This is a genomic window from Paenibacillus sp. Aloe-11, assembly GCF_000245715.1.
Lineage (GTDB): Bacteria > Bacillota > Bacilli > Paenibacillales > Paenibacillaceae > Paenibacillus > Paenibacillus kribbensis.
This window is the reverse complement of sequence record NZ_JH601081.1, coordinates 18,707-40,723: the sequence shown is the minus strand read 5'-3', so window position 1 is coordinate 40,723 and position 22,017 is coordinate 18,707. Positions and strand designations below refer to the sequence as shown.

At 46.6% G+C, this 22,017-nt stretch carries 19 protein-coding genes; 11 read left to right on the top strand and 8 right to left on the bottom strand.

Annotated features, from left to right (window positions below; translation table 11 throughout):
• The first annotated feature begins 586 nt into the window (after positions 1-586).
• Entirely contained in the window at positions 587-1,510 is a 924-nt protein-coding gene (locus WG8_RS24440; protein WP_007432972.1) for a carbohydrate ABC transporter permease, read from the top strand.
• Positions 1,511-1,572: 62 nt separating this feature from the next.
• A complete protein-coding gene (locus WG8_RS24435; protein WP_043891387.1) occupies positions 1,573-3,720 on the top strand; it encodes an endo-1,4-beta-xylanase in 2,148 nt (715 codons plus the stop codon).
• 208 nt (positions 3,721-3,928) lie between these two features.
• Here WG8_RS24435 and hxlB read toward each other — a convergent pair whose 3' ends face one another.
• Both hxlB and hxlA read right to left on the bottom strand, forming a co-directional pair.
• Entirely contained in the window at positions 3,929-4,486 is a 558-nt protein-coding gene (gene hxlB / locus WG8_RS24430; RefSeq protein ID WP_007432970.1) for a 6-phospho-3-hexuloisomerase, read from the bottom strand.
• 5 nt (positions 4,487-4,491) lie between these two features.
• Positions 4,492-5,127, bottom strand: coding sequence for a 3-hexulose-6-phosphate synthase (gene hxlA, locus WG8_RS24425; protein WP_007432969.1), 636 nt, complete (start codon positions 5,125-5,127; stop codon positions 4,492-4,494).
• Between the two features lie 415 nt (positions 5,128-5,542).
• Between hxlA and WG8_RS24420 the strand changes: the two genes are divergently transcribed.
• On the top strand, positions 5,543-6,418 hold the full coding sequence (locus tag WG8_RS24420) for a hypothetical protein (protein ID WP_007432968.1): 876 nt from the start codon (positions 5,543-5,545) through the stop codon (positions 6,416-6,418).
• A gap of 240 nt (positions 6,419-6,658) precedes the next feature.
• On the opposite strand, the gene pepT is transcribed toward WG8_RS24420, so the two are convergent.
• The gene (gene pepT, locus WG8_RS24415) at positions 6,659-7,894 is read right to left on the bottom strand and encodes a peptidase T (RefSeq protein ID WP_007432967.1); all 1,236 of its coding nucleotides are present in this window, start codon (positions 7,892-7,894) and stop codon (positions 6,659-6,661) included.
• Between the two features lie 201 nt (positions 7,895-8,095).
• On the opposite strand from pepT, the gene WG8_RS24410 reads away from it, so the two are divergent.
• The 4 genes from WG8_RS24410 to WG8_RS24395 all read left to right on the top strand — a co-directional run bounded on the left by WG8_RS24410 (position 8,096) and on the right by WG8_RS24395 (position 13,087).
• The gene (locus WG8_RS24410) at positions 8,096-9,160 is read left to right on the top strand and encodes a LacI family DNA-binding transcriptional regulator (RefSeq protein ID WP_007432966.1); all 1,065 of its coding nucleotides are present in this window, start codon (positions 8,096-8,098) and stop codon (positions 9,158-9,160) included.
• Between the two features lie 196 nt (positions 9,161-9,356).
• The gene (locus WG8_RS24405) at positions 9,357-11,651 is read left to right on the top strand and encodes a glycoside hydrolase family 2 protein (RefSeq protein WP_007432965.1); all 2,295 of its coding nucleotides are present in this window, start codon (positions 9,357-9,359) and stop codon (positions 11,649-11,651) included.
• A gap of 235 nt (positions 11,652-11,886) precedes the next feature.
• A complete protein-coding gene (locus tag WG8_RS24400; protein WP_007432964.1) occupies positions 11,887-12,174 on the top strand; it encodes a hypothetical protein in 288 nt (95 codons plus the stop codon).
• A gap of 172 nt (positions 12,175-12,346) precedes the next feature.
• Positions 12,347-13,087, top strand: a complete 741-nt coding sequence (locus WG8_RS24395; protein ID WP_007432963.1) for a Bax inhibitor-1/YccA family protein — start codon at positions 12,347-12,349, stop codon at positions 13,085-13,087.
• 150 nt (positions 13,088-13,237) lie between these two features.
• Here the strand turns inward: WG8_RS24395 and WG8_RS24390 are convergent, their stop codons facing one another.
• Entirely contained in the window at positions 13,238-14,131 is an 894-nt protein-coding gene (locus WG8_RS24390; protein ID WP_007432962.1) for a hypothetical protein, read from the bottom strand.
• A gap of 48 nt (positions 14,132-14,179) precedes the next feature.
• Positions 14,180-14,632 carry an AbrB/MazE/SpoVT family DNA-binding domain-containing protein gene (locus WG8_RS24385; RefSeq protein WP_007432961.1) on the bottom strand — a complete coding sequence of 151 codons (453 nt, stop codon included), beginning with the start codon at positions 14,630-14,632 and terminating at the stop codon, positions 14,180-14,182.
• 228 nt (positions 14,633-14,860) lie between these two features.
• On the opposite strand from WG8_RS24385, the gene WG8_RS24380 reads away from it, so the two are divergent.
• Entirely contained in the window at positions 14,861-16,261 is a 1,401-nt protein-coding gene (locus WG8_RS24380; RefSeq protein WP_007432960.1) for a helix-turn-helix domain-containing protein, read from the top strand.
• Positions 16,262-16,483: 222 nt separating this feature from the next.
• Entirely contained in the window at positions 16,484-16,726 is a 243-nt protein-coding gene (locus WG8_RS24375; RefSeq protein WP_043891386.1) for an aspartyl-phosphate phosphatase Spo0E family protein, read from the top strand.
• 268 nt (positions 16,727-16,994) lie between these two features.
• Here the strand turns inward: WG8_RS24375 and WG8_RS24370 are convergent, their stop codons facing one another.
• Entirely contained in the window at positions 16,995-18,515 is a 1,521-nt protein-coding gene (locus WG8_RS24370) for an MFS transporter (protein ID WP_007432959.1), read from the bottom strand.
• On the bottom strand, positions 18,512-18,709 hold the full coding sequence (locus WG8_RS24365; RefSeq protein WP_007432958.1) for a hypothetical protein: 198 nt from the start codon (positions 18,707-18,709) through the stop codon (positions 18,512-18,514). Before WG8_RS24365 ends, WG8_RS24370 begins: the two co-directional genes overlap by 4 nt.
• Before the next feature lie 172 nt (positions 18,710-18,881).
• On the opposite strand from WG8_RS24365, the gene WG8_RS24360 reads away from it, so the two are divergent.
• A complete protein-coding gene (locus WG8_RS24360; RefSeq protein ID WP_007432957.1) occupies positions 18,882-19,349 on the top strand; it encodes an Lrp/AsnC family transcriptional regulator in 468 nt (155 codons plus the stop codon).
• Positions 19,350-19,438: 89 nt separating this feature from the next.
• Entirely contained in the window at positions 19,439-20,188 is a 750-nt protein-coding gene (gene gpmA, locus WG8_RS24355) for a 2,3-diphosphoglycerate-dependent phosphoglycerate mutase (RefSeq protein WP_007432956.1), read from the top strand.
• A gap of 63 nt (positions 20,189-20,251) precedes the next feature.
• Here the strand turns inward: gpmA and WG8_RS24350 are convergent, their stop codons facing one another.
• Positions 20,252-21,745 carry an alpha-amylase gene (locus WG8_RS24350; RefSeq protein ID WP_007432955.1) on the bottom strand — a complete coding sequence of 498 codons (1,494 nt, stop codon included), beginning with the start codon at positions 21,743-21,745 and terminating at the stop codon, positions 20,252-20,254.
• Positions 21,746-22,017 lie beyond the last annotated feature (272 nt).

Sequence of the window (22,017 nt, the reverse complement as noted above, 5' to 3'; positions counted from 1 at the left end):
TTCTTCCGATCGCTGTTATCCCCGGATTCCTTTTTATCATAAAACATTAGAGGTTGGAATCCGGGGATAGCTTATGCTTACGATGCGAGCTTTCCTCTGGAAAGCTTTTAGCCGAGCGCTTCGCTTCTCCAGAACAATTCTGCCCGCTCCGCTGCTCCCCGCCGTAAAGTCACTTTTTTATAGAACTGAGGGTTGGGGCAGGGAAGGGCATAAGGGAAGGCGCGTGGCTCGCGCTTCCTTGGGCAACTGCGTGGTTGCTGGCTCAGCTTCGCTATCGCTTGTTCTTTCAGAGCTGAGTTAATGGTGGCGATAGCAGAAGGTGCTTGCTCTTGCATACTACAGGTAAAGGGGGGATTTTTAACAGGCCGATTCGCGGACCTTATCAAGACCTTATAAACGAGCTAATGTACAACTTCTAATAACACTAATAATTCACAATAGTCCACTCCAATTGCCACTAATATAACCACTATAATCACTCAACTAACAGTTCCCAAATAACAACACCAACCAGCTTCAAGAAAATGAATTGAATTAGGGTGCCCAGCCGGATGGCCAGGCTATTTTTTAGAAAGGGGAGGAAGTCATGGGCAAAGGGAAGGCCTTGCATGGGCGATTTCGGGCGCCCTCGGATCGGATTTTTGATGCGTGCAATATGGTGTTTATGTTGTGTCTGATGGTGGTGACGCTGTATCCGTTTTTGAATACGCTGGCGGTTTCGCTTAATGAAGCAAATGATTCGATTCGGGGAGGCATTTATTTGTGGCCGCGTGAATTCACGTGGAGCAATTATGAATTTGTGTTTAAGGAAGCGACGATTTTCCATGCTACGTTGATTTCTGTACTGCGTACGGTTGCGGGCACGGTAACCTCGGTGTTCTGCTGCGCGATGGTAGCGTATACGATCAGCCGACCGGAGTATGTGCTGCGCAAGTTTGTCTCAATTGCTTTTATTTTGACAATGTATTTTAACGGTGGGTTGATTCCAAACTTTCTGCTGGTACGGGAGCTGGGGATGCTTGGCACCTTCTGGGTGTATATCGTGCCTGGGCTGATCGGAGTGTTTAACGTCATTGTGATTCGATCCTTTATTGAAGGATTGCCAGAAGGGATTTTGGAGTCGGCGCGTATTGACGGGGCCGGGGAGTTTGCCACTTTTGTGCGCATTGTGTTGCCGCTCTGTGTACCGGTGCTGGCGACGGTGTCGCTGTTCACGGCAGTCTCGCAATGGAATTCCTGGTTCGATGTGTTTTTGTACAATTCGTCGTATGAGCAATGGAGCACCCTCCAGTATGAGCTGATGAAAATCCTGCAAAATTCCAATACGTCTGTGAACGCTCAGGACTATGCCAGTCAGTTCGCAGGCTCGGAAAATCTGTCGAAGGCGGTTACTCCTACTTCCATTCGGGCCACGATGACGATTGTCGCTTCTGTGCCTATTATTTTGGTCTACCCATTTTTACAAAAATATTTTGTAAAGGGAATGACTCTGGGAGGGGTCAAAGGATAAAGCAACTGAAATTCAATGGTACAAAAACGAATTCAAAAAAATTGAGTATTGGAGGAATTGCTTTGCGGTCATATAGGTATACAACTTTTTGTGTGATGCTGTCTGGGGCACTGTTGCTGCCTGTCGCATGGAGTGGAGGGGCCGTAGTGAAGGCGGCTCCGTCTGTGGAACATTCCCCGCTTGTTTCGAAGACCATGCTGGCGACGGCGGGTGTGAATAAAACGATCGGGACATATGGATTTGAGCAAGGAAACAGCGAGGGCTGGAAGCCGCGAGGGGGTAATACCCAAATTGCATCCGTCTCGGAGGCTGCATACGGCGGCACGCACAGTCTCAAGACAACTTCCCGCACGGCTAACTGGAACGGAGCGGAGCTGGATGTGAAGCCGCTTTTGCAGCCGGACGTAGAATATGAAATTAGTGGATATGTGAAGCTGGATGGCAAAGCTGCGGTTCCAAGCGTGATTAAGCTGACGGTGGAGCAGCAGTCGACAGGCGGGTCTACAGAATGGAAGACAGTAGCACAAACGGAGACAGCAGATACAGCGTGGGTCAAACTTCAAGGGAGATATAAGTTTACCGGGAATATGGATGCATTGAAGCTGTATATCGAAAACTCGAATCCTGCACAGGCATATTATGTGGATGAGGTGGAAATCAGACAGGTGTCGGAAACGCCAGTCACTCCATCCCCAACGGAACCGACCGATGGTATCGTATCCGCCGGTTTTGAAGAGGGTACAACTCAGGGCTGGGTATCCCGTTTAGGGTCCGAGAAGGTGCAGGCTTCGAATGCCGATGCGCGAACCGGCTCGTACAGCCTGCTGACCACAGGCAGACAACAGGCATATGCCGGGCCTAAGCTGGATGTGACAGCCAAGCTGCAAAAGGGCAGCCAATATACGGTCAGCGCCTGGGTGAAGCTGGCGCCTGGCGAGCAGCCTGCCAAAGTGAGACTTAGCGTGCAGCGCGATTATCAGGGTAAAAGCGCGTATGAAACGGTGATAGGCGATACGGCGATCACGACAGGGGGATGGGCGCATTTGTCGGGAACGTATACGCTTGCGCATGATGCAGATGCGGTTTCTATGTATTTGGAAACGGCAGCAGGAACATCCTCCTTTTATATGGATGATTTTGAGCTGTCTCTTGTTCCTCCGCTGGCTATTGAGAAGGATATCCCCTCTTTGCATGGAATATATCAGGGGCAATTCAACATTGGTACGGCGATTATGGCATTCCAGACCGAAGGGGCTTACGGTGAGCTGGTACAAAAGCATTTTAACAGCATCGTGGCAGGAAATGAGATGAAGCCCGCCTCCTTGCAGCCGTCCGAGGGACAGTTCCATTGGGAAGAGGCGGACAAGATTGTACAATTTGCCAAACAGCACGGACTGGCGATTCGCTTCCATACTTTGGTATGGCATAACCAGACCGGGGACTGGATGTTTAAGGATAAGAATGGACAGCCGATGACACCGACTCCCGAGAATAAAAAGCTTTTGCTGGATCGACTGGAGACGCATATTCGTACAGTTGCAGTCCGTTATAAAAATGATATCACCGACTGGGATGTGGTGAATGAAGTCATTGATCCTGACCAGCCGGACGGTATGCGCCGCAGCATGTGGTATCAGATTACGGGTACGGATTATATTGAAAAAGCGTTCCGTGTCACGAGGGAAGTAGTAGGCCCTAATGCCCGGCTGTTCATCAACGATTACAACACGGATGAACCGAAAAAACGGGATTTTCTGTACAATTTGGTGCGTGATTTGCTCGCTAAAGGAGTACCGATCGATGGTGTAGGTCACCAATCGCATATTCGCCTGGAGTTCCCTTCTATTAGCCAGATTGAGCAATCCATCGAAAAGTTTGCTTCGCTCGGCCTGGACAACCAGATCACGGAGCTTGATATGGGCCTCTATTCCAATGATACGGATCGCTACGAAACGATACCTGAATCCATGCTGATCCGGCAGGCTCACCGCTATCGGGAGTTGTTTGATATGTTCTCCAGACAGCAGGAGCATATCAGCAATGTGACCATTTGGGGTACGGATGACGGAAATACGTGGCTCAGTAATTTCCCGATTGCCCGGCTGGATAAGCCGCTGCTGTTCGACGAACGGTTAAAGGCCAAATATGCCTATTGGGCGCTGGTTGATCCGTCCAAGGTTCCGGCGCTGTCAGCGGGAAGTAACAAATAACTGGGTGAAAACGGGTGAGTAAAGCTATGCGGTCTCGCCCGAACGCAATGGCGGTTTCACCGGAGCATTAATTGGCATGTAATCTACGAAGGTATAGGCTTGACAAAAGGGTAATTGCGGAAAAATAGAAAAGAACAAAAGCAGGCTGTCCTTCACATGTTTTGACATGTACGAGACAGCCTGTCTAGATATTGCAGGGATAACCGTTCTATTCCAAATTGGCGTGTTGGCCAAACATTGATTCCGAGGTCAGCTTGCGCAGCTTCATCGTTTTGAGCACCAAGGCGTCACCGTACAGCAGCAGGGTTTGCTCGAACAATGAGCCCATGGGTTGAATCGTCTGGTAATCCTTGTTGGCCGGGTCCTTGGGGGCGCCGGGCAGCTTGACGATAATGTCAGCCAGCTTGCCAATGGTGGACTCTGGAGAAGTGGTTAGAAGCGCCATGGAGGCCCCGAGCTTCTTCGCTTTTTCCGCCATGGAGGTCAGGCTTTTGGTTTCGCCTGAGCCTGAGCCTATAATCAGCAGATCACCTTCACCCAAGCCGGGCGTTACGGTTTCCCCAACCACGTATGCTTGAATTCCCATATGCATCAGCCGCATCGCCAGCGAACGGATCATGAATCCTGAACGGCCCGCCCCGGCGACGAACACCTTGTTCGCAGCGGTGATGGAGTGAATCAGCTGTTCCGATTCCGCATCACTGATCAGTTGTGGAACCAGCTGCAGCTCCTTGAGCACCTGGGATAAATATTGAGAGGTTTCCATTGGAATTAACCTTGCTTGATGAGCTGCTGCATTTGGGAAGCTACAGCTTTTTTGTCATCCTCGCCAGTGATTCCACCGCCGACAATAACCAAATCCGGTTGAGCTTTCACTACCTCAGCCAATGTACTCAGCTTAATGCCGCCAGCTACGGCTGTTTTGGAATTTTTTACGACTTTTTTGACCGTTTGCAGTGCTTCAAACGGACTTTCTCCTTCCGCTTGCAGATCGTAGCCCGTATGCACACAGATATAGTCTACGCCGAGTGCGTCGATTTCTTTGGCGCGTTGCTCCAGGTTTTTAACGCCGATCATGTCCACCAGGATTTTTTTGCCGCCCTGTTTTTTAGCCTCTTCTACGGCGCCTTTGATCGTTGCATCTTCAGCTACAGCCAGAATCGTAACGATATCTGCACCAGCTTCGGATGCTTTTAGCACTTCATAACCGCCTGCATCCATCACTTTAAGGTCAGCAAGCACTTTCAGATTCGGGAATGCTTCCTTCATTGCTTTTACTGCATGAAGTCCTTCATTGATGACAATCGGTGTACCGATTTCGACGATATCAATATATGACTCTACTTCCTTTACCAATGCAATACCTTGCGGGATATCTACTAAGTCTAAAGCCAGTTGAAGTTCCATGTTATTAACTTCACTCCTTTGGTAAATTTGTATTTGATCAACGGGTACATGCTTTGTTGAGTGCTGCTTATTCTGGATTCCATGCACAGGTCTGATTGTAAAGCCACGATATCCGCTTGAAAAGTACGCACTAATTCGTAACGTAGTTACCCAGACGATACTGTAGCTTTCTAAAACCACCTGTGAGGAGGGGCCTGTGGGAACCAACTATTCGTAGCCTGTTTAACCGTGCACAGCATTGTCAGGTTGCAAAAAAAATAATTTTTCTATTATTGAATTGACTTCGAGTAAGTTTTTGACTATATTTGTAATATACTGGTATGCAAAAATATAGAAATTAGCAGCATAGGTGCCCCTGAAGAATAGTGATTAGGCTAGGAGAAACCGTAATTTTCAGGTAGGGAGGCGGGTTTTAGTGGAAGAGGTCCTGAACCAAAGGGAGGCCATTTATTTGTTGTCGGACAGCCACGAACTCGATAAAGCTTGTGAGTTGTTTAGACTCAGCTATACGCATAATGATTGGGATGAAGCGAACAAGGTTGCAGACTATATGCATACTTTGGCAGCAAGCCTGTATCATGCCCAACTGAGAAACGCTGCGGACGGCATATACGTGACACTGGACACCAAACACCCGCTGGTGTTTTATTATGCTTACAGCTATCTGGCTAAATCTATTTATTATCAAAATAAGGGCAAGTATCAGGAAGCCAGAGATTATATTATGAAGTATGGCGAAATGGGTTGGTTTATGGGGCTGGATCAGAGCGGTCAAGAAGAAGTGGAGAGATTCCGATTTCTCGCCAAAGCCAATTTATATACCATTGAATTACTTTCGGGCAAAAGGGAGCTTGTGCCTGAATATGTTCAATTTCTTCACAATAATGACGAGGAAATACTTCCAGGGCTGATTGGTATTGCCGAAGCGGCTAATTTGAATAATTGGGATATAGACGACCTGCTGAACGATTTTGCTGACGATATCGAGATATTTGAAAGTTATGAAGATAGAGGGAACCGCGTATATTATATAAAGCTGGTCAACCAGTTAGCTATTTATTATTTCAAAAAGCAGCAGTACGCCGTTGCTTTGAACTATGTCCTTGTCTCCCTGCAATTTTCGGTTAGTGTGGAAGCAGATGCTGATTTCAGGACGCTGGTTACTCTGTTTGAGGCTTATCGAGATTTGGCAACACCGTCACAGCAAGAGCAATATCAAACCATTTTATTAAGGGGGCTTCATAATGAAAAAGGCATTAATCTCGGTAACTATGGTCTTGGCGTTTCTTAGTATTACTCTTCCGGTGGCAGATGCAGAGGGAGGGTTAAACCCTCTACATCCTTCAAATCATGGTGTCTTTTCTCATCGTGGTTGAGCTTTGAGTTTCCATCATGAGGAGGTCCGGCAGGGCCATTGACAATAAAGGGAGCACACTTTTACGCATGTTGCGTTCAGTGGGCTCCCCTTTTTTATGCCGATTATTTATTTTACGATATACGACGTCAGATTATTGGCCAGCTGCTGCATGGTTTACTTACCGCGCTGTTCGAACAATTGAACGATTTCAACAATTACCTTGGCCGCAAGCACCATGTTGTCCACCGATACATATTCAAACTTACCGTGATAGTTCTCTCCACCCGTAAAAATATTCGGTGTAGGCAGTCCCATATAGGACAGTTGTGAACCGTCTGTACCGCCACGGATTGGCTTGATAATAGGCTCAATATTCAGCTTCTTCATCGCTTCATACGCAATGTCCACGATATGTTTGACAGGCTCGATTTTCTCCTTCATGTTGTAATACTGATCTCTCAGCTCCAGCGTAATGCGATTTTCTCCGTAAGCGGCTTGCAGCTCTTTGACCACGTTCGTTAAATAAGCCTTCCGGTTTTCAAAGCTCTTACGATCAAAATCACGGATAATATAGTGCAGCTTTGCATGTTCTGGCGTGCCTGTGGATTCCAGCAGATGATAGAAGCCATCGTATCCGTCCGTATATTCCGGGGCTTCGTCCACAGGCAGACGGCTATGCAGTTCCATGGCAATTTTGGCGGCATGAACCATCTTGTTTTTAGCTGTGCCGGGATGGACATTCACCCCCTGAATGGTAATATGGGCGGCTGCCGCGTTGAAGCTCTCATACTCCAGCTCTCCGAGCGGTCCGCCATCCACGGTATAAGCATATTCAGCACCAAAAGCAGCTACGTCAAAGCGTTCCGGTCCTCTTCCAATCTCCTCGTCCGGTGTAAAGGCAACGCGGATCTTGCCATGCTGGATTTCCGGGTGATCTATCAGGTAGTGTATGGCTGTCATGATTTCTGCGATCCCGGCTTTGTTGTCTGCACCAAGCAGGGTCGTACCGTCTGTGGTGATCAGGGTGTGGCCTTTATATTGCGCCAGCTCGGGAAACTCACGTGGAGAAAGCACCACATCAAGCGACGCATTCAGCGTGATATCTCCTCCGTCATAAGAGTCTGTCAGTTGCGGTTTTACCCCTGCGCCAGTCAGCTCGGTTGCCGTATCAAGGTGTGCGAGAAAGCCAATGACGGGAACCTCTTTATCCGTATTAGAAGGAAGGGTCGCCATCACATAACCGTTATCATCAATGGTTACGTCCGTCATACCGATGGCTTTCAATTCATCTACCAGGAGGTTGCCCAATGTGAGCTGTCCTGGTGTGGTGGGGCAGGTGTGGCTGCTTTCGTCGGATTGGGTATCTACCTGAACATAAGTGGTCAGGCGGTCGATCAGTTCCTGTTTCATGTGTATATCCTCCTTGGCGTCATTACTGATATAATGGGAATTTTCCAAAACTCTAATGATATATATTCTATCATGATTGGACTTATATATGAAAAAAATGGGTTGGGCTTTTCAGATGATGGGTTGTGTTGCACGGGTACGACGGGTAAGATAACAGTAAAAGAACGTAAAAATGAAGTAAAACCATTAAAGGAGTCTGCAATGCCTACGTTAAAAGATATCGCTCAGGAGGCGGAGGTTTCTATATCCACGGTCTCCCGAGTACTGAATTATGATGAAACTCTGTCTGTGTCAGAGGAAACGCGGCGTAAAATTTTTGAAGTTGCCGAACGGATGAAATATACGACTGTTAAACGTAAAAATGGCGGTATCGGCCGTCAGCCTCGCAAAAAGGCGGAGGGGCCGATCCGGCTGGGGATGGTGCACTGGATGAGTGCATACGAGGAATTGGAGGACCCTTATTATCTGTCCATCCGGTTTGGTGTGGAAAAAGAGTGCCGCCAAAGCGGGGCGCAGCTGGAGCGCATTTTCAGACGGGAAGATTTGGCCGCCCTGAAGACTTTGTCTGAAGGGCTGCACGGGCTCATCGTGCTGGGGCATTTTAGCAGCCAAGAGGTAGAGCACATGCTGGAGCTGCCCGTTCCTTGTGTCTTTCTGGATCACCCGGTGGAGCGCATGGGCGCAGACTATGTGGTCATTGATCTCGCGCGCGCTGCGGCCGATGCGCTGGATTATTTGATGGACGCGGGGCATCGTCATATCGGATATGTGGGCATGGGGCGGGATGAACAAGCCCATGATGCTGGACTGGCAGAGCTGGATGCCCGCTATGAGACCTTTTTGCAGTACAAGGAGCAGCACGGATTATGTACATCGGATGACGTTCATGAGTGCGGCGGAACGGCGGCAGATGGCTTTCGTGCGATGGAAGCCGCGATCCTCGCAGGCCCGAAGCATCTGCCTACGGCCTTCTTCATTGCGAGCGATTCAGTGGCTATTGGAGCATTGAAGGCGCTGGAGCAGCATCGCATTGCTGTCCCGGAACGTATCTCAATCGTTGGCTTCAACGATATTCCGACAGCCGAATATTTGACTCCCTCCCTGACAACGGTCAAAACGTATACCGAGCTGATGGGAGAGACAGGCGTTCAGCTTTTGCTGCATACGGTGCGTAACGGTCCGAACGAGGTGGGGCGGAAGGTTACCATTCCGACCGAGCTGATGATTCGCAACAGCAGTGCGCCGCTGCATACCTATACCCAATAAAATGATGTTGATTTGAACAGCTCCGGTTTACCGGGGCTTTTTTTTTACTATGAGCAGATACAAAAATAGAATTGACAATTGTTTTGTAAATGCTTACATTAGGAATATATTTATTTTACTAGGTTTTACTCGTTATTTTTACTTAAATATTTTACTCTATATAAGAGTAAAAAATAAAAGGTTGAGGTGACTGCCCATGCGTACCATTTTGCCGTTGAATGACCAGTGGTTTTACCGTCCTGAATATGTCGAGAGTGAAGTAAATGCAGGGATTGATGTGAGTCGGTATGAACCCATTCTGCTGCCGCATACCAATGTGGAGCTGCCGTATAACTATTTTGACGACAAGGCGTTTCAGTTTGTTTCCACATATAAAAGAAAACTGGATGTTCCGGCAGATGCCAAGGGTAAGCGGGTGTATGTCGATTTTGAAGGGGTTATGTCCTATGCACAGGTATATTTGAACGGAGTAAAGGCGGGTGAGCACAAAGGCGGCTATACACCATTCAGCATTGAATTGACCGAGCTTGCTGAATATGGCGGTTCCAATATGCTCACGGTTGTCGTCGATTCTACGGAACGGGACGACATTCCTCCCTTTGGGGCAGTCATCGACTATCTGACCTACGGCGGCATTTACCGGGAGGTGCAGCTGAGAATCGTCGAGCCTGTGCATTTCGGAACGGTATTCGTCCAGACGCCGGAGCCGCTCGCGGCGAGCAAAGCGGTACGTGTGACTGTCGAGCTGGAGGGAATGGATGCTCAGCAGGACGATCTGGCGGTCGGCTTACGGCTGCTGGATGGAGACAGCTTGAAGGCGGAGACCGGACCGACAGCAGTGACTGCGGGCGATCTGGCACTGGAGCTGAAAGAGCTGAACGGTCTACAACTGTGGGAGCTGGACGATCCCAAGCTGTATGAAGCAGAGCTGACGCTGCTGCGTAACGGGGAAGAACTGGATCAGCTGACCGTGCGCTTCGGGTTCCGCGAAGCCGAATTCCAGCCGGATGGATTTTACCTGAACGGGCGGAAGCTCAAGCTGCTCGGCTTGAACCGCCATCAGTCTTACCCGTATGTCGGCTATGCGATGCCCAAAAGAGCGCAGCGACGTGATGCCGATATACTCAAAGAAGAACTGGGTCTGAACATGGTGCGGACGTCGCATTACCCGCAGTCCCGTCATTTTCTGGATCGTTGTGATGAGATTGGACTGCTCGTTTTTGAGGAAATTCCGGGCTGGCAGCATATCGGTGGTGAAGCATGGAAGGAACAGGCGGTAAAGGACGTAAAGGACATGATTATCCGTGATCGCAATCATCCATCCATCGTGATCTGGGGTGTACGGATTAATGAATCGCAGGATGACCATGATCTGTACGCCCGTACCAATGAGCTTGCACGCAAGCTGGACCCGACCCGCGCTACGGGCGGTGTGCGTTATATTGTAGGCAGCGAGCTGCTGGAAGATGTATATACGATGAACGATTTTGTTCATGACGGTGGGCATAAAAAATATTTGGCGAAGGAAATTCGCAATTTCGATACGTATGATGATACAGAGGGCGTAGATGGTGAAACGACAGGCTTGCGCCAGCCGTCTTTTGTTACAAAGCTGGATCACCCGGTCCCTTATCTGGTAACGGAATATAACGGGCATATGTATCCGACCAAACGTTTTGATCAGGAGGAACGGGTGATGGAGCATGCACTGCGCCATACACGGGTGCAAAATGCCTCCTATGCCGATGAGGGCATTGCCGGAGCGATTGGCTGGTGTGCTTTTGACTATAATACACATGCCGACTTTGGTTCTGGCGATAAAATTTGCTATCACGGTGTCATGGATATGTTTCGTCTGCCTAAATTTGCAGCAAATGTGTACCGCAGCCAGAAGCATGCCGAGCAGGAAATTGTGATGGAGCCGGTTACGTATTGGTCCCGTGGTGAGCGAAATATAGGAGGCATCGTGCCGCTGGTCGTGTTCACCAATTGCGATGAGGTGGAGTTCATCTACGGTGATGAGCGCAAGGGAGTTTATCGTCCGAGCCGAGAGAAGTACCCGGCGCTTCCACATCCTCCCGTTGTTATCGACGAGCTGACAGGCCAATGGGGCATGAAGTGGGAAGATGCGGTGCTCATCGGGTATGTGGACGGTCAAGAAGTGATTCGCAGACGCTACTCTCGTAATCCGGTGCCGACGGAGCTGCGGGTGTCCGCAGACGACACCGTGCTGGAGGCGGGTGATTGGGACGTGACGAGAGTGGTGGTGGACGCTTTGGACGAATACGGCAACGGCTTGCCGTTCTATGCTGATCCCGTTTCGGTGGAGGTCGAGGGAGTGGGTGAATTGATAGGCCCATCCAGCTTGGCGCTCATTGGCGGGCGTATTGCGTTCTGGATTCGTACGAAGGGTGAGGCTGGCAATATCTGCGTGAAGGTTTCCGCCCCTTCCCGTTTTAGTCCGCAGGAATTGAGCATTATCGTAAAATAAGGATACAAAGGCAATATACAAATGGCTTTATACTCTAAGTGAGGTTTCCATTATTTAAAAGGGGTTGTCCGCAGGTTCTGCAAGAATCTGAGAGGGCAACCCCTCTTTCGTGTATTTTAAGGTGCGTTAATCTATAAATCTCGTAAATTGTGTCTTATTCCTGAGTCAATTAACAATTACGTTCATAGGTTGGAAGGCATAGAATACACTATCGAACGCAAGGGAGGTGAGTTCTATGGCGATCCTTTTACCTTCGCAAATCTATAATCTCGCTGCGGGTGTGGGTAAATCCTTTTTTGAAAACTTGAATGGCGGCAGTAATGCTACAATTACCGTGAATAATACAGGTGCGAATCCGGTTAATCTTGTCGTTACCCGTGTTAACGCACCTGTGATCACGTATGTTATCCCGGCAGCCAACAGTCTTACGTTGGAAGTTGCTTTGCTGCTGGTAGCCGCTCTCCAAGCTACCGCAGCCGGAGCTGTAACGGGCACGATCCAAATTGCTACAGCTGATTTTTAATCTGTGACGACTGATCCTCTAACTCTGGCTTGCTGCAAAGTGAGCTAGAGTTTTTTTGTTTATTTGAAACTTTCTGAAACTTTTTTGGGGTTGTGCCGATATATACATATACGACATAGAGAATCGACAGGTCAAACTTAGAAACTAACACATTTGAAAAGGAGCACCCTGAATGAGCTTAAGCAATCCGGTTTTACGTGATGACATTTTTTTGCGAGAAGATGAAAGGGAAGTTAGCGAACAACGCATGACCATTGGAGGAACGGTAAACAAAACGTTGCTTCTACTTGTTTTGCTTATCGTTTCTGGCAGTATAACCTGGTATATGAATGACCAGGGGATCATAGAGGTACTATCCATGATGACCGCAGGCTTGTTCGGCATGGCCGGCATGGCCCTTGCGATATTCTTTTTTCCAAAAACAGCTCCACTTCTTTCACCAATCTATGCGATTTTCAGTGGCTTTGCTTTGGGTGGTATTTCAGCTTATATGGAGTATGAATACCCCGGCATTGTGGCCAATGCCATTTTGCTGACGGTGGGTATCTTGTTACTGATGCTCTTTATGTACACACAGCGAATCATCAAGGTGACACGGGGCTTTATCTCATTCGTTGTTTTGTGTACGCTGGCCATTGCTCTGGTTACACTGGTAGACTTTATCTTGAATTTTTTCGGTATGAATGTTCCGTATATCCATGAGACAGGCTGGCTTGGCATCGGCATCAGTTTATTTGTTGTGATCATTGCAGCTTTGAATCTGCTGCTGGATTTTAATTTTATTGAGGAGCAGACCGAGCAAGGAGCACCCAAATACATGGAATGGTACGGCGCATTTGGATTGCTCGTGACTCTGGTATGGCTGTATGTGCGGATTCTGGAGCTGTTGTCCAAGTTCAGCAAGGAGGACTAAGTGTCTGCGATTCATGAATAGTTTCACTTTAATGTGCAGTTAGGTGCAGGATAAGGAGAAGAGGACGGCTGAATCGCCCTCAGGCTGTTAGAGAAAGTCCCGACAGCCTGAGGGCTATCTGCTGATGCAAGTGGTCTTTGCTGTTACCCGTTAACACCGTGATTGAAAGGAGCAAATATCATCAGCATAAATGTAACTACTAATATTTTTCTCATGTGAATACACTCCCTGTAAGATATTTTGATACTTTGTCAGTTGTTTCGTTGTTGCAAACGGACGAACGGTTTCGAACATGGCAATAGTTGTAATGAATTCCCTGTATAGATCCATTGTAACTGCTGTTTGCAAATAATTCAGAATATCATTTATGGCGACACCATACCGCTGCTGATTTATGTTATAGATAGCTAGTTGATGAAGTAATTTCACATAATACACACGATTTCCAAGGTCTTCAAAGCTGGAAAAGGTCTCTAGCCGATCGGGAATATAAGAATAATACTCGTCAATATTCCATTCATTTATGTTTGCTGCCTCAAAAATTGTGATTAATCCGGGCAATGTTTCCTCATCGTTTTCTTGTAAAAACTCATTGTACTCCTTCAATATTTCCTTATTCCCGGATAATAAGTCGACAGCGTATCCATTGGCCACTGCCAATCCTTTAAAACGTTCTATTTCCTGTATATCTTCGTCCGTAGCATGTTCGTACCATCCTAAGTCAGCATATTGAGCTATATATTCTCTTGCTCGATCAAAAAGACCCTGCTTCTGGAAAACGATGGATTTAGCCAGGTATCCGTATCCAAAATAAAAGATAAGTGGGTGCTTTAGCATCTGATTTAGAGGAGCAACGTCACCCCATTTTTGTCTACTGTTATAACTGCGTTCAGCCATATTTAAAATGTGATCAGCTACACGATCCGCTTCTGCCCAATCATTTTGTCTATAATTTAGCCGAAACAATTCAAAACCCTTATCCAAGGGATGCACGTGTTCAGACAACAAATAAATCTCTTCCTCTGTTTTAAAACGATTCTCCATCACTAACCCTCCATAAGATAGATTCATTTCACTATAACGGAGCGCACGCTACAATAGCTTTTTAAGCTGGGAAATACGGCCTTGTGACACGCCAAGCCATTCCGCATATTCATTCTGCTTGGCTGTGGGATGTTCCCGCATGAGTCTTTTTAGGCTTTCAATCAGTTCTTGTGATGACCGTCGTTTTACTTTTTTTTCTTTGTACGTAGGCTCCTTAACAACAGGGGCAGGAATGGGACGAACACCTACGTTTCCCTTCAGGTCGAGGATACATTGCTTACATAGAAGTAAACCTTTGAAATAGGTTAGATCCAGAAATGATTTGCACAAATTACACGAAACCCCGCTACTATACTTTCCTATGCCCATAAAACCTTGTTCAACGTCCATATAAAATTCTAAAGGCTCGCCAATCTCAATCCCCATCGAGTTTCGGATTTCCATCGGAATAACAATCCGGCCTAACGTATCCAAGGGACGTGTCATACCTGTTCTCTTCAATTGGTATCCTCCTTATCAGATGATAGAAACCCACTTCATTTTCTGAACGGTCACCTATGATTTTTGTGTATAAAATCCAATGTTCTCCAAAAAGAGGTATTTATTGTTGTACCAATAGATGGTATATTGAAAACATACAAATATTTCATTATATTATAAGTTTTCCAATTCTTCTTTTTGCTTAAATTTGCAGACTTACAAAGTTCACGCTGAAAGGGTGATTTATTCATGGAAATAACACCTACGATTCGGGCAGAAATTGAAAGATATCTAAAACAGAAAGGCTTAAGTATGACCCAGTTTGGCAATATCACGAGTTTAAATGTAGGTACTGTTAGCGGCTTCATCACAGGCAATCGTTCTTTATCTGTTAATCAACTGGATCGCATTACGATGGGCATGAATTTACCACCGGATTATTTTTACGAGCGGTTCGTTGAAGAATGTGTTGAAGAATCTCCACTTAACTGGCGGAGAGTAAAACCTTTCGTGTATCGTTGTGTTGAGTTAGGACGACTGGATTGCTTACAGCGTGCTGTAAGTATGTTTCTAGATAGTCCGATCTACACTCATTCACTCTTTGAACTGGCTGAGGATTTGTTTCACAAAGGGTATCGGGACACAGCAGCTTACCTTTATGAAAATGTGGCTGTGAGTGAAAGAAAGCAGCATTCAGAACGGCTTGCTTTGTGCCAGTATCGGCTATTTAGCATCCGGATCGGGAAAGATCAGGCTCAAAATCTTCAAACGGCTGCTAAATTTGAACCTTTTGTCGACCGTTTGGATGAAGTCAACCAACTGGATGCCTTGAAGGCCTTGGCCAACGTGTATAGATCATTAAGTATGTGGGATAAGGTCTATAAATTTTCACGTCAAATGTATAAATTAGGACAGGTTCAATATGACTTAGTTCATAATTCCAAAAAAGAAACAGGACTGAAAAATGAACTGCGTTCTGGACCACTGTTTGCATACATAGCCTACGCTGAGTTGATGTGCGCACATGCTTGTGATGCGAAAGGAAGTCATAAACAGGCATTAGAACATATTCAAGGTTATGCCGATCTAAGTTGGGTAAAAGAGAATGATGATGAATCACTTTATTGGAAGAACCAATTCCAGCAATGGGCTAAAATTAATACTTACGTAAATAGACTTATGTCTGGAGATATTAGCGTGCTGACGGATTACGTTGGCCATATATCAGGTGAAAAACATATTTTTGCTGAACTTTTAAACGTTGTAGAAGTAGCTAATCGGTACGACATCGACATTGATCATATTCTTCAGCGATTCGAGCCCCAAATTGCAGCTTATCAAGAACCAGCACATACGAATACATTAGCAGAGCAGCAAGTTATACTCGAAGAAACTGTACGATTCTGGTATAAGTTAGCTAAATATAACTTGTTTAAAGAAAGATACCTGTATGGATTTAAATGCTTAATAGAAGCTTTAAAAAAAGCTGGTATAATTAACCATGCACTGCTTATTTCTAATTGTGCAGGCTTATTTTTCCGTTTCAGTGAACACGCTGATCCTGAAACACAGGCCCAATTTCATTCCGCTTATGAGGAGGTGTGGAAAAGAAATGATCAAGAAGATGGCTTTAGTTTTGGCAACAACTAGCTTTTTACTGGTATTCTCACTACCAGTTCCAACCGGAATCCCAAGCTCAAGCCCAATCCAAGTTCAAGGACACATTGGGACATTTTAATCAATTTTTAATTCTTACTATGGACCAGCCCTTAGGCTGGTTTTTTTTGTTTATTTTGTTGTTTTGGCTAAAAAATGATCATAATGCATTTGTTCATTACCTGCTAAAATGAGATTTATCAGGGGGGAATGAACATGAACAATGATGAAAATTCAACGTTAAATCAACAGATCGAAAGTGCCAGACAACGATTGCATGATCTTTTTAAACAGTATGGTTTTGGACATGCTTGCGTACTTGAGCAGGCTATGTTTTTGAACGAACTAATTAATCAGTACAATCGTATGTATCAGAATAAACATCACTTTGTTCAGTCAGAAACCTCAGAAATCACTCCTTCCTTATGCAAAAATATTCCTCTTCCCAATCCCACATAACGATCATAATTATTCAATAAAATGGATTATCTGAGATAAAAATAAAAATACATGTCCATGTAATAATATGTAAATAAGTTGGTGTAATTTAGATCAGTACATCGGTCGTTTTGAGCTTTTATCGATATGTGGAGGACCTGAGTTAATAACAAAAAGACGGCCTTCATTCCCTATTACTAGGAAATTGAGGTCGTCTTTTGTTTCATGCATTTAACTACTCCGTCAAACTACGAGTTTTTCAGTGGCCTCGATATCCCCGGGATTGTCTTTATGCTCTCTTAGGTCTAAAAATCATAAAACTGATCGCGGCTAGAATCCAGACACCAATACCGCCGTAGAGCATTATCAAGCCAAAGCCGTGCACAAGCGCTGCATGGACGACGGCTCCAGACGAATCCAGAGAGGAGAGTTCTGGCAAACTCTGCCTGAGAGATACAGTATTTCCGGCGGCTATTTTTTCGGCTACAGACCGCAATTGCACTGCATTGAGAGTCCCGGAAAGGGCACCCTTCAAATAAGACAGAATACCTTCCTGCAAGATGAATCCCATCACAGCGATGTTGATGGCCAGACTGATCAATCTGGCACTCATATCTATACCGGAAGCCATGCCTGCACGGGCACTCGAAACAGAGCCGGTGGTCGTGTTGGTTACAGGCGTGTTGGTTAAACCAAGCCCAATACCAGCCAACAAGGAGCCAGGGAGCATGGTCAACCAACTGGCGTGATCGCTGCCGCTGCCATATTTCATCAAAATGAAGCCCATACCGAGGATGAACAGACCTGATGGAATGACTATGCGCGGCTGATAGCGGAGCGAGAAACGCTCTGCCAGAGGCGGAATTACCAAGGTGGGCAGCGCATAAGCCAAGAGAGACAGCCCGGCGGCTACGGTGCCGTAACCCAGGCCACTTTGGAAATAGATCGGTAGATAGATCATGAACGGCCAGAAACTGAAGTTCATGCCGATGGAGCCAAGGAGAGCGCCGGAGAAATTACGTATCTTGAATACGGAAAAGTCAAACATCGGATGGGTGCTGAGCTTTTCCGCAAATAGAAAAACAATGAAACTTATTGCTACTGCAACAAGGATGCTGATGGATGCTCTGCTGGTAAAGCCGAGTTCCGGCCCTTGCGTGATAAAGTATGCAAGGCCAAAAACGGTCAACGAAAGCGTGACGATACCGATAATGTCCAGCTTTTTCACCTGCGGATCTCTGGACTCCTCTATGCCACCGAATACAAGAATCAAAGTAAGGATGGTCAACGGAACGTGGACCAGGAAAACCCAATGCCAGTTCAACACGGCTACGATCATGCCGCCGATGATAGGTCCAAAACCGAGGCCGATACCGAACACGATCCCCCATATACCAAAGGCTTTGCTACGTTCTTGTCCTTCCTGAAACCGATGTGAAAGAATTGCTATCTGGCAAATCTGCATCGCACCAGCACCCACCCCTTGAAGAAACCGACTGATGATCAGAACCGATGTGCTTTGCGCCAAGCCACAAATCAAGGATGTAATACCGAACAAGACAAGGCTGATAATAAAAATACGCCTCCTCCCATACCGGTCAGCCAGCGTTCCAACAGCCATCAGAACTGTGGCACATGCAATGGTGTAAGCGTTCATAATCCATTGCATATCCTTAAGATCGCCATGCAATACTTTTTCCAGAGTTGGCAGTATCACTGGCACACTGGAAATTTCGAGGCCGAACATCAATGCGGACAAACATATAGCAGCCAATGCAATTATATTTTTGCGGGAGAGGGAGAGGCTCACTGAGAGGTCCCTCCAGACTTTTGTTCACGGTCTGGACATCCGGCAGCGCAACTATAATATTGCGCCTCATTAAGCGCAACTCGTACACCAACACCAACCAGCCTTTTTTCGTCAATTGTACGATCAATAGCTTCTTCAATAAGTACTTCTAAATCTGCTACTGCTCCTACCTTATTTAAAACGTATTTGCTCAAGGGCAGCCATCCTCTCTATCTTTTCATGTTTGGTTCACCTTATCGATGTGAGTTTTATTATATAATCTAAATCATTTATTTTACATAACGTAATCAATCCATTATGATGATTATACAAAGTAATTAAATGAATTTCTCATAAAAACATTAAATTTAAAGGAGAACATTCAAAGTGGATCATGTAGACAAACAAATCCTCTTTTATCTTCAAAGTCAGGCAAGAATTTCAATGACGGAGCTAGGGAAATGCGTGGGTTTGTCCCAACCTGCTGTAACAGAACGAGTTAAACGAATGGAAGAAAAAGGGATTATCAAGGAGTATCGCACTATCATCTCTCCTGAAAAAATAGGAAAGGATACGGCAGCCTATATATTGTTTCGGACTAGAGATTGCCATGCATTTCTTGATTTTGTCCATACATCTCCACATGTTGCCGAGTGCCACCGTATAAGCGGAGAACACAGTTATTTATTAAAAGTAGTGACCAACTCGATGCGCACCCTCGAAGAGTTTAGCAACCAGTGCGATAAGTATGGAACCTACACGAGCCTGCTGGTCATGTCGTCACCGATCGATCATAGACTTCTCATTCATTCTCTGGAAGAAGCAAGTGGAACTGCTAATTCAGAAAAAAATTAAGGATGAAAAAAAGACAACCCGGGATTACGTTAAATACATAAAAGTTGGGTAAACATAAACATCATGACAAACAGGAGAGGAGTGGGTGTATGTATCAAGTGGTGTTGGTGAGGCATGGAGAAAGTGTGTATAACCGTCAAAACCTGTTCACAGGCTGGACGGACGTGGACCTGACTGAACAGGGAACGCATGAGGCTATCGAGGCGGGGCGTATTCTCAAGGAGGCCGGGTATACGTTTGATTTGGCATTTTCCTCTGTGCTAAAGCGTTCGATCCGTACGCTGTATCACATCCTGGATGAGCTTGATCATTTGTGGATACCCGTGCAGAAGTCATGGAAGCTGAATGAACGCCATTACGGTGCGCTGCAAGGGCTTAGCAAGCTGGATTCTGCTGTAGAATATGGCGAGGAACAGGTTCATATCTGGCGGCGTAGCTTGACAGTGCGGCCTCCCATGCTGGATGAGAAGGATGAACGGAGTCCGCGCAGGGAAGAGCGTTACCGCCATATTAAGCCGGAGGAGCTGCCGCTGGGGGAAAGTCTGGAGGATACGGTGCACCGGGTCGGTGAGTTTTGGAAGCAGCGGATTGTGCCGTTGATTCTCAAAAAGGATCGAGTTATCATTTCCGCACATGGCAATACGTTACGCGCATTGATCAAGTATATGGAGAATCTGGACGAGGCCGCATTGCTGGATTTAAATATTCCGACAGGCATTCCGCTGGTGTATGAGCTGGACGATCATATAGATCCTATCCGACGCTTCTATTTGGGTGATCCGAGTCATGTGGAGGCGAAAAAGCAGGCCGTAGCCAATCAGAGCAAGGTGACGGAGTAAATGGAAGATACCAAAGAGGACAGGACGCTACCTCGCATCCTGTCCTCTTTGTGTTGAATAAAGTTAAGCTTTCACGTCGTCTTCCGCTCCCCGGCTGTCTTTTCCGGTGGGAAGTACCCATACCGATACGCTGCCGGCGCGAACCGGAAATACGCCGTAGCCGTCCTGCCCGATCGTTACGGCGTGATCGTGATGTCCCGTCAAATCAGTCCATTGCTCTCCTGCGCGCTGCTTCCCTACGAACATACGCTTTTCTCCGTTGTCTGCATTGGTGACCACTACAGCGCAGCCGGAACCTTCCAATTCAGGGACACCCAGACGCACCCATCCAATCGTATGGGGATCATCCAAATAATCCTTTTGCTCTCCATAGGCTTTATGGTAGCGGGCATACAGGAGCGGATCTAACTCAGCCTGCTTGCCTTTCACGGGTGTTTTCCCCTGAATGCCGTAGTAATCCCCGTAGAATACGCAGGGGTAACCGTCCTTGCGCAGCAAAATGAGCGCATAGGCGCTGGGCTTGAACCAGTCCGCTACCCAGGATTCGAGCGCTTCATGGGGCTGAGAATCATGGTTATCGACAAAAGTGACCGAGTTTAGGGGGTGAGTATAAACCAGCGTGTCCTTGAAAATGGTGCTTAGATCGAAATCCTTGCCGCCCAAGGAAGCGCTATATAGTTTATAGTGGAGGGATACGTCGAACAGGTCGATTTTATAATCGATGGTATCCAGGAACTTCTGGCATGATTTCAGATCCGGCTTCCAAAACTCGCCCACCATATAAAAATCCTGTCCACGCTTCTTGATCATTTCCGTGGCAAACTCCCGTACAAATTCATGATTGATATGCTTGATCGCATCCAGACGAAATCCGCTGCATTGCAGGGTATCCACCAGCCACTGGCCCCAGCGAATCATTTCCCTGCGCACATCCTGGTGATTATAGTCAATATTGGCAAACATTAAATAATCATAATTGCCGAATTCATCATCTACATGATTGCTCCAGCTTTTATTTTTGCCTAAAATACGATAAATTCCTGTCCGGCCCTGACTTGCATCATAATCCGTTCCGTTAAAATGTTCAAAATTCCATTGGAATGTGGAATACTGACCTTGACGGCCGGGAAATGTAAATTTAGTCCACCCTTTGATATCAAAGGGCTCTGAAATAACCTCATTGCGGTTATCCGGGTTAACTTCAACGACCTTGAACACTTCGGTTTCATCCGCACCGGCCTTATGGTTCATGACCAGATCGACATAGACGGTCACGCCGTGGCGAACGCAGGCGGCAACAGCCTCCAAAAGGTCTTCCTTGGTTCCGTATTTGGTGCGTACCGCACCTTTTTGATTAAACTCGCCCAGATCGTAAAGGTCATAGACGCCGTATCCCGTATCCTCGGGCGATTGGCCCTTGGTGACAGGTGGAATCCATATCGCGTCAATTCCTTTAGCCTTCAGCTCCGGTGCCAGGCGGGCAAGTTTCTTCCAGTGAGAACCGTCTGCTTCAACATTCCACTCGAAAAATTGCATCATCGTATGGTTCCTTTTCATGTGCGTCCCTCCTCCATATATAACAAGTTACCCACCAAGTGAGGGGGGCTAAACGTCAGACGGTTAATATGGTGCTAAACGATGGCTAGAAAAGGAAACGTGAACACGATAAAATGAATCTAACTTAACAGGGATATAAATTTCAGGCTAACCCATGAAGAAGCATGAGCGACGGAAGGAGGAGGGAAGAACATGACGGAACCACAGCAAAGCAGAAATGAAGCGGGCGAGCGGCTGATGAAAAAATGTACGTATTGTCAGGAGATGAAGCC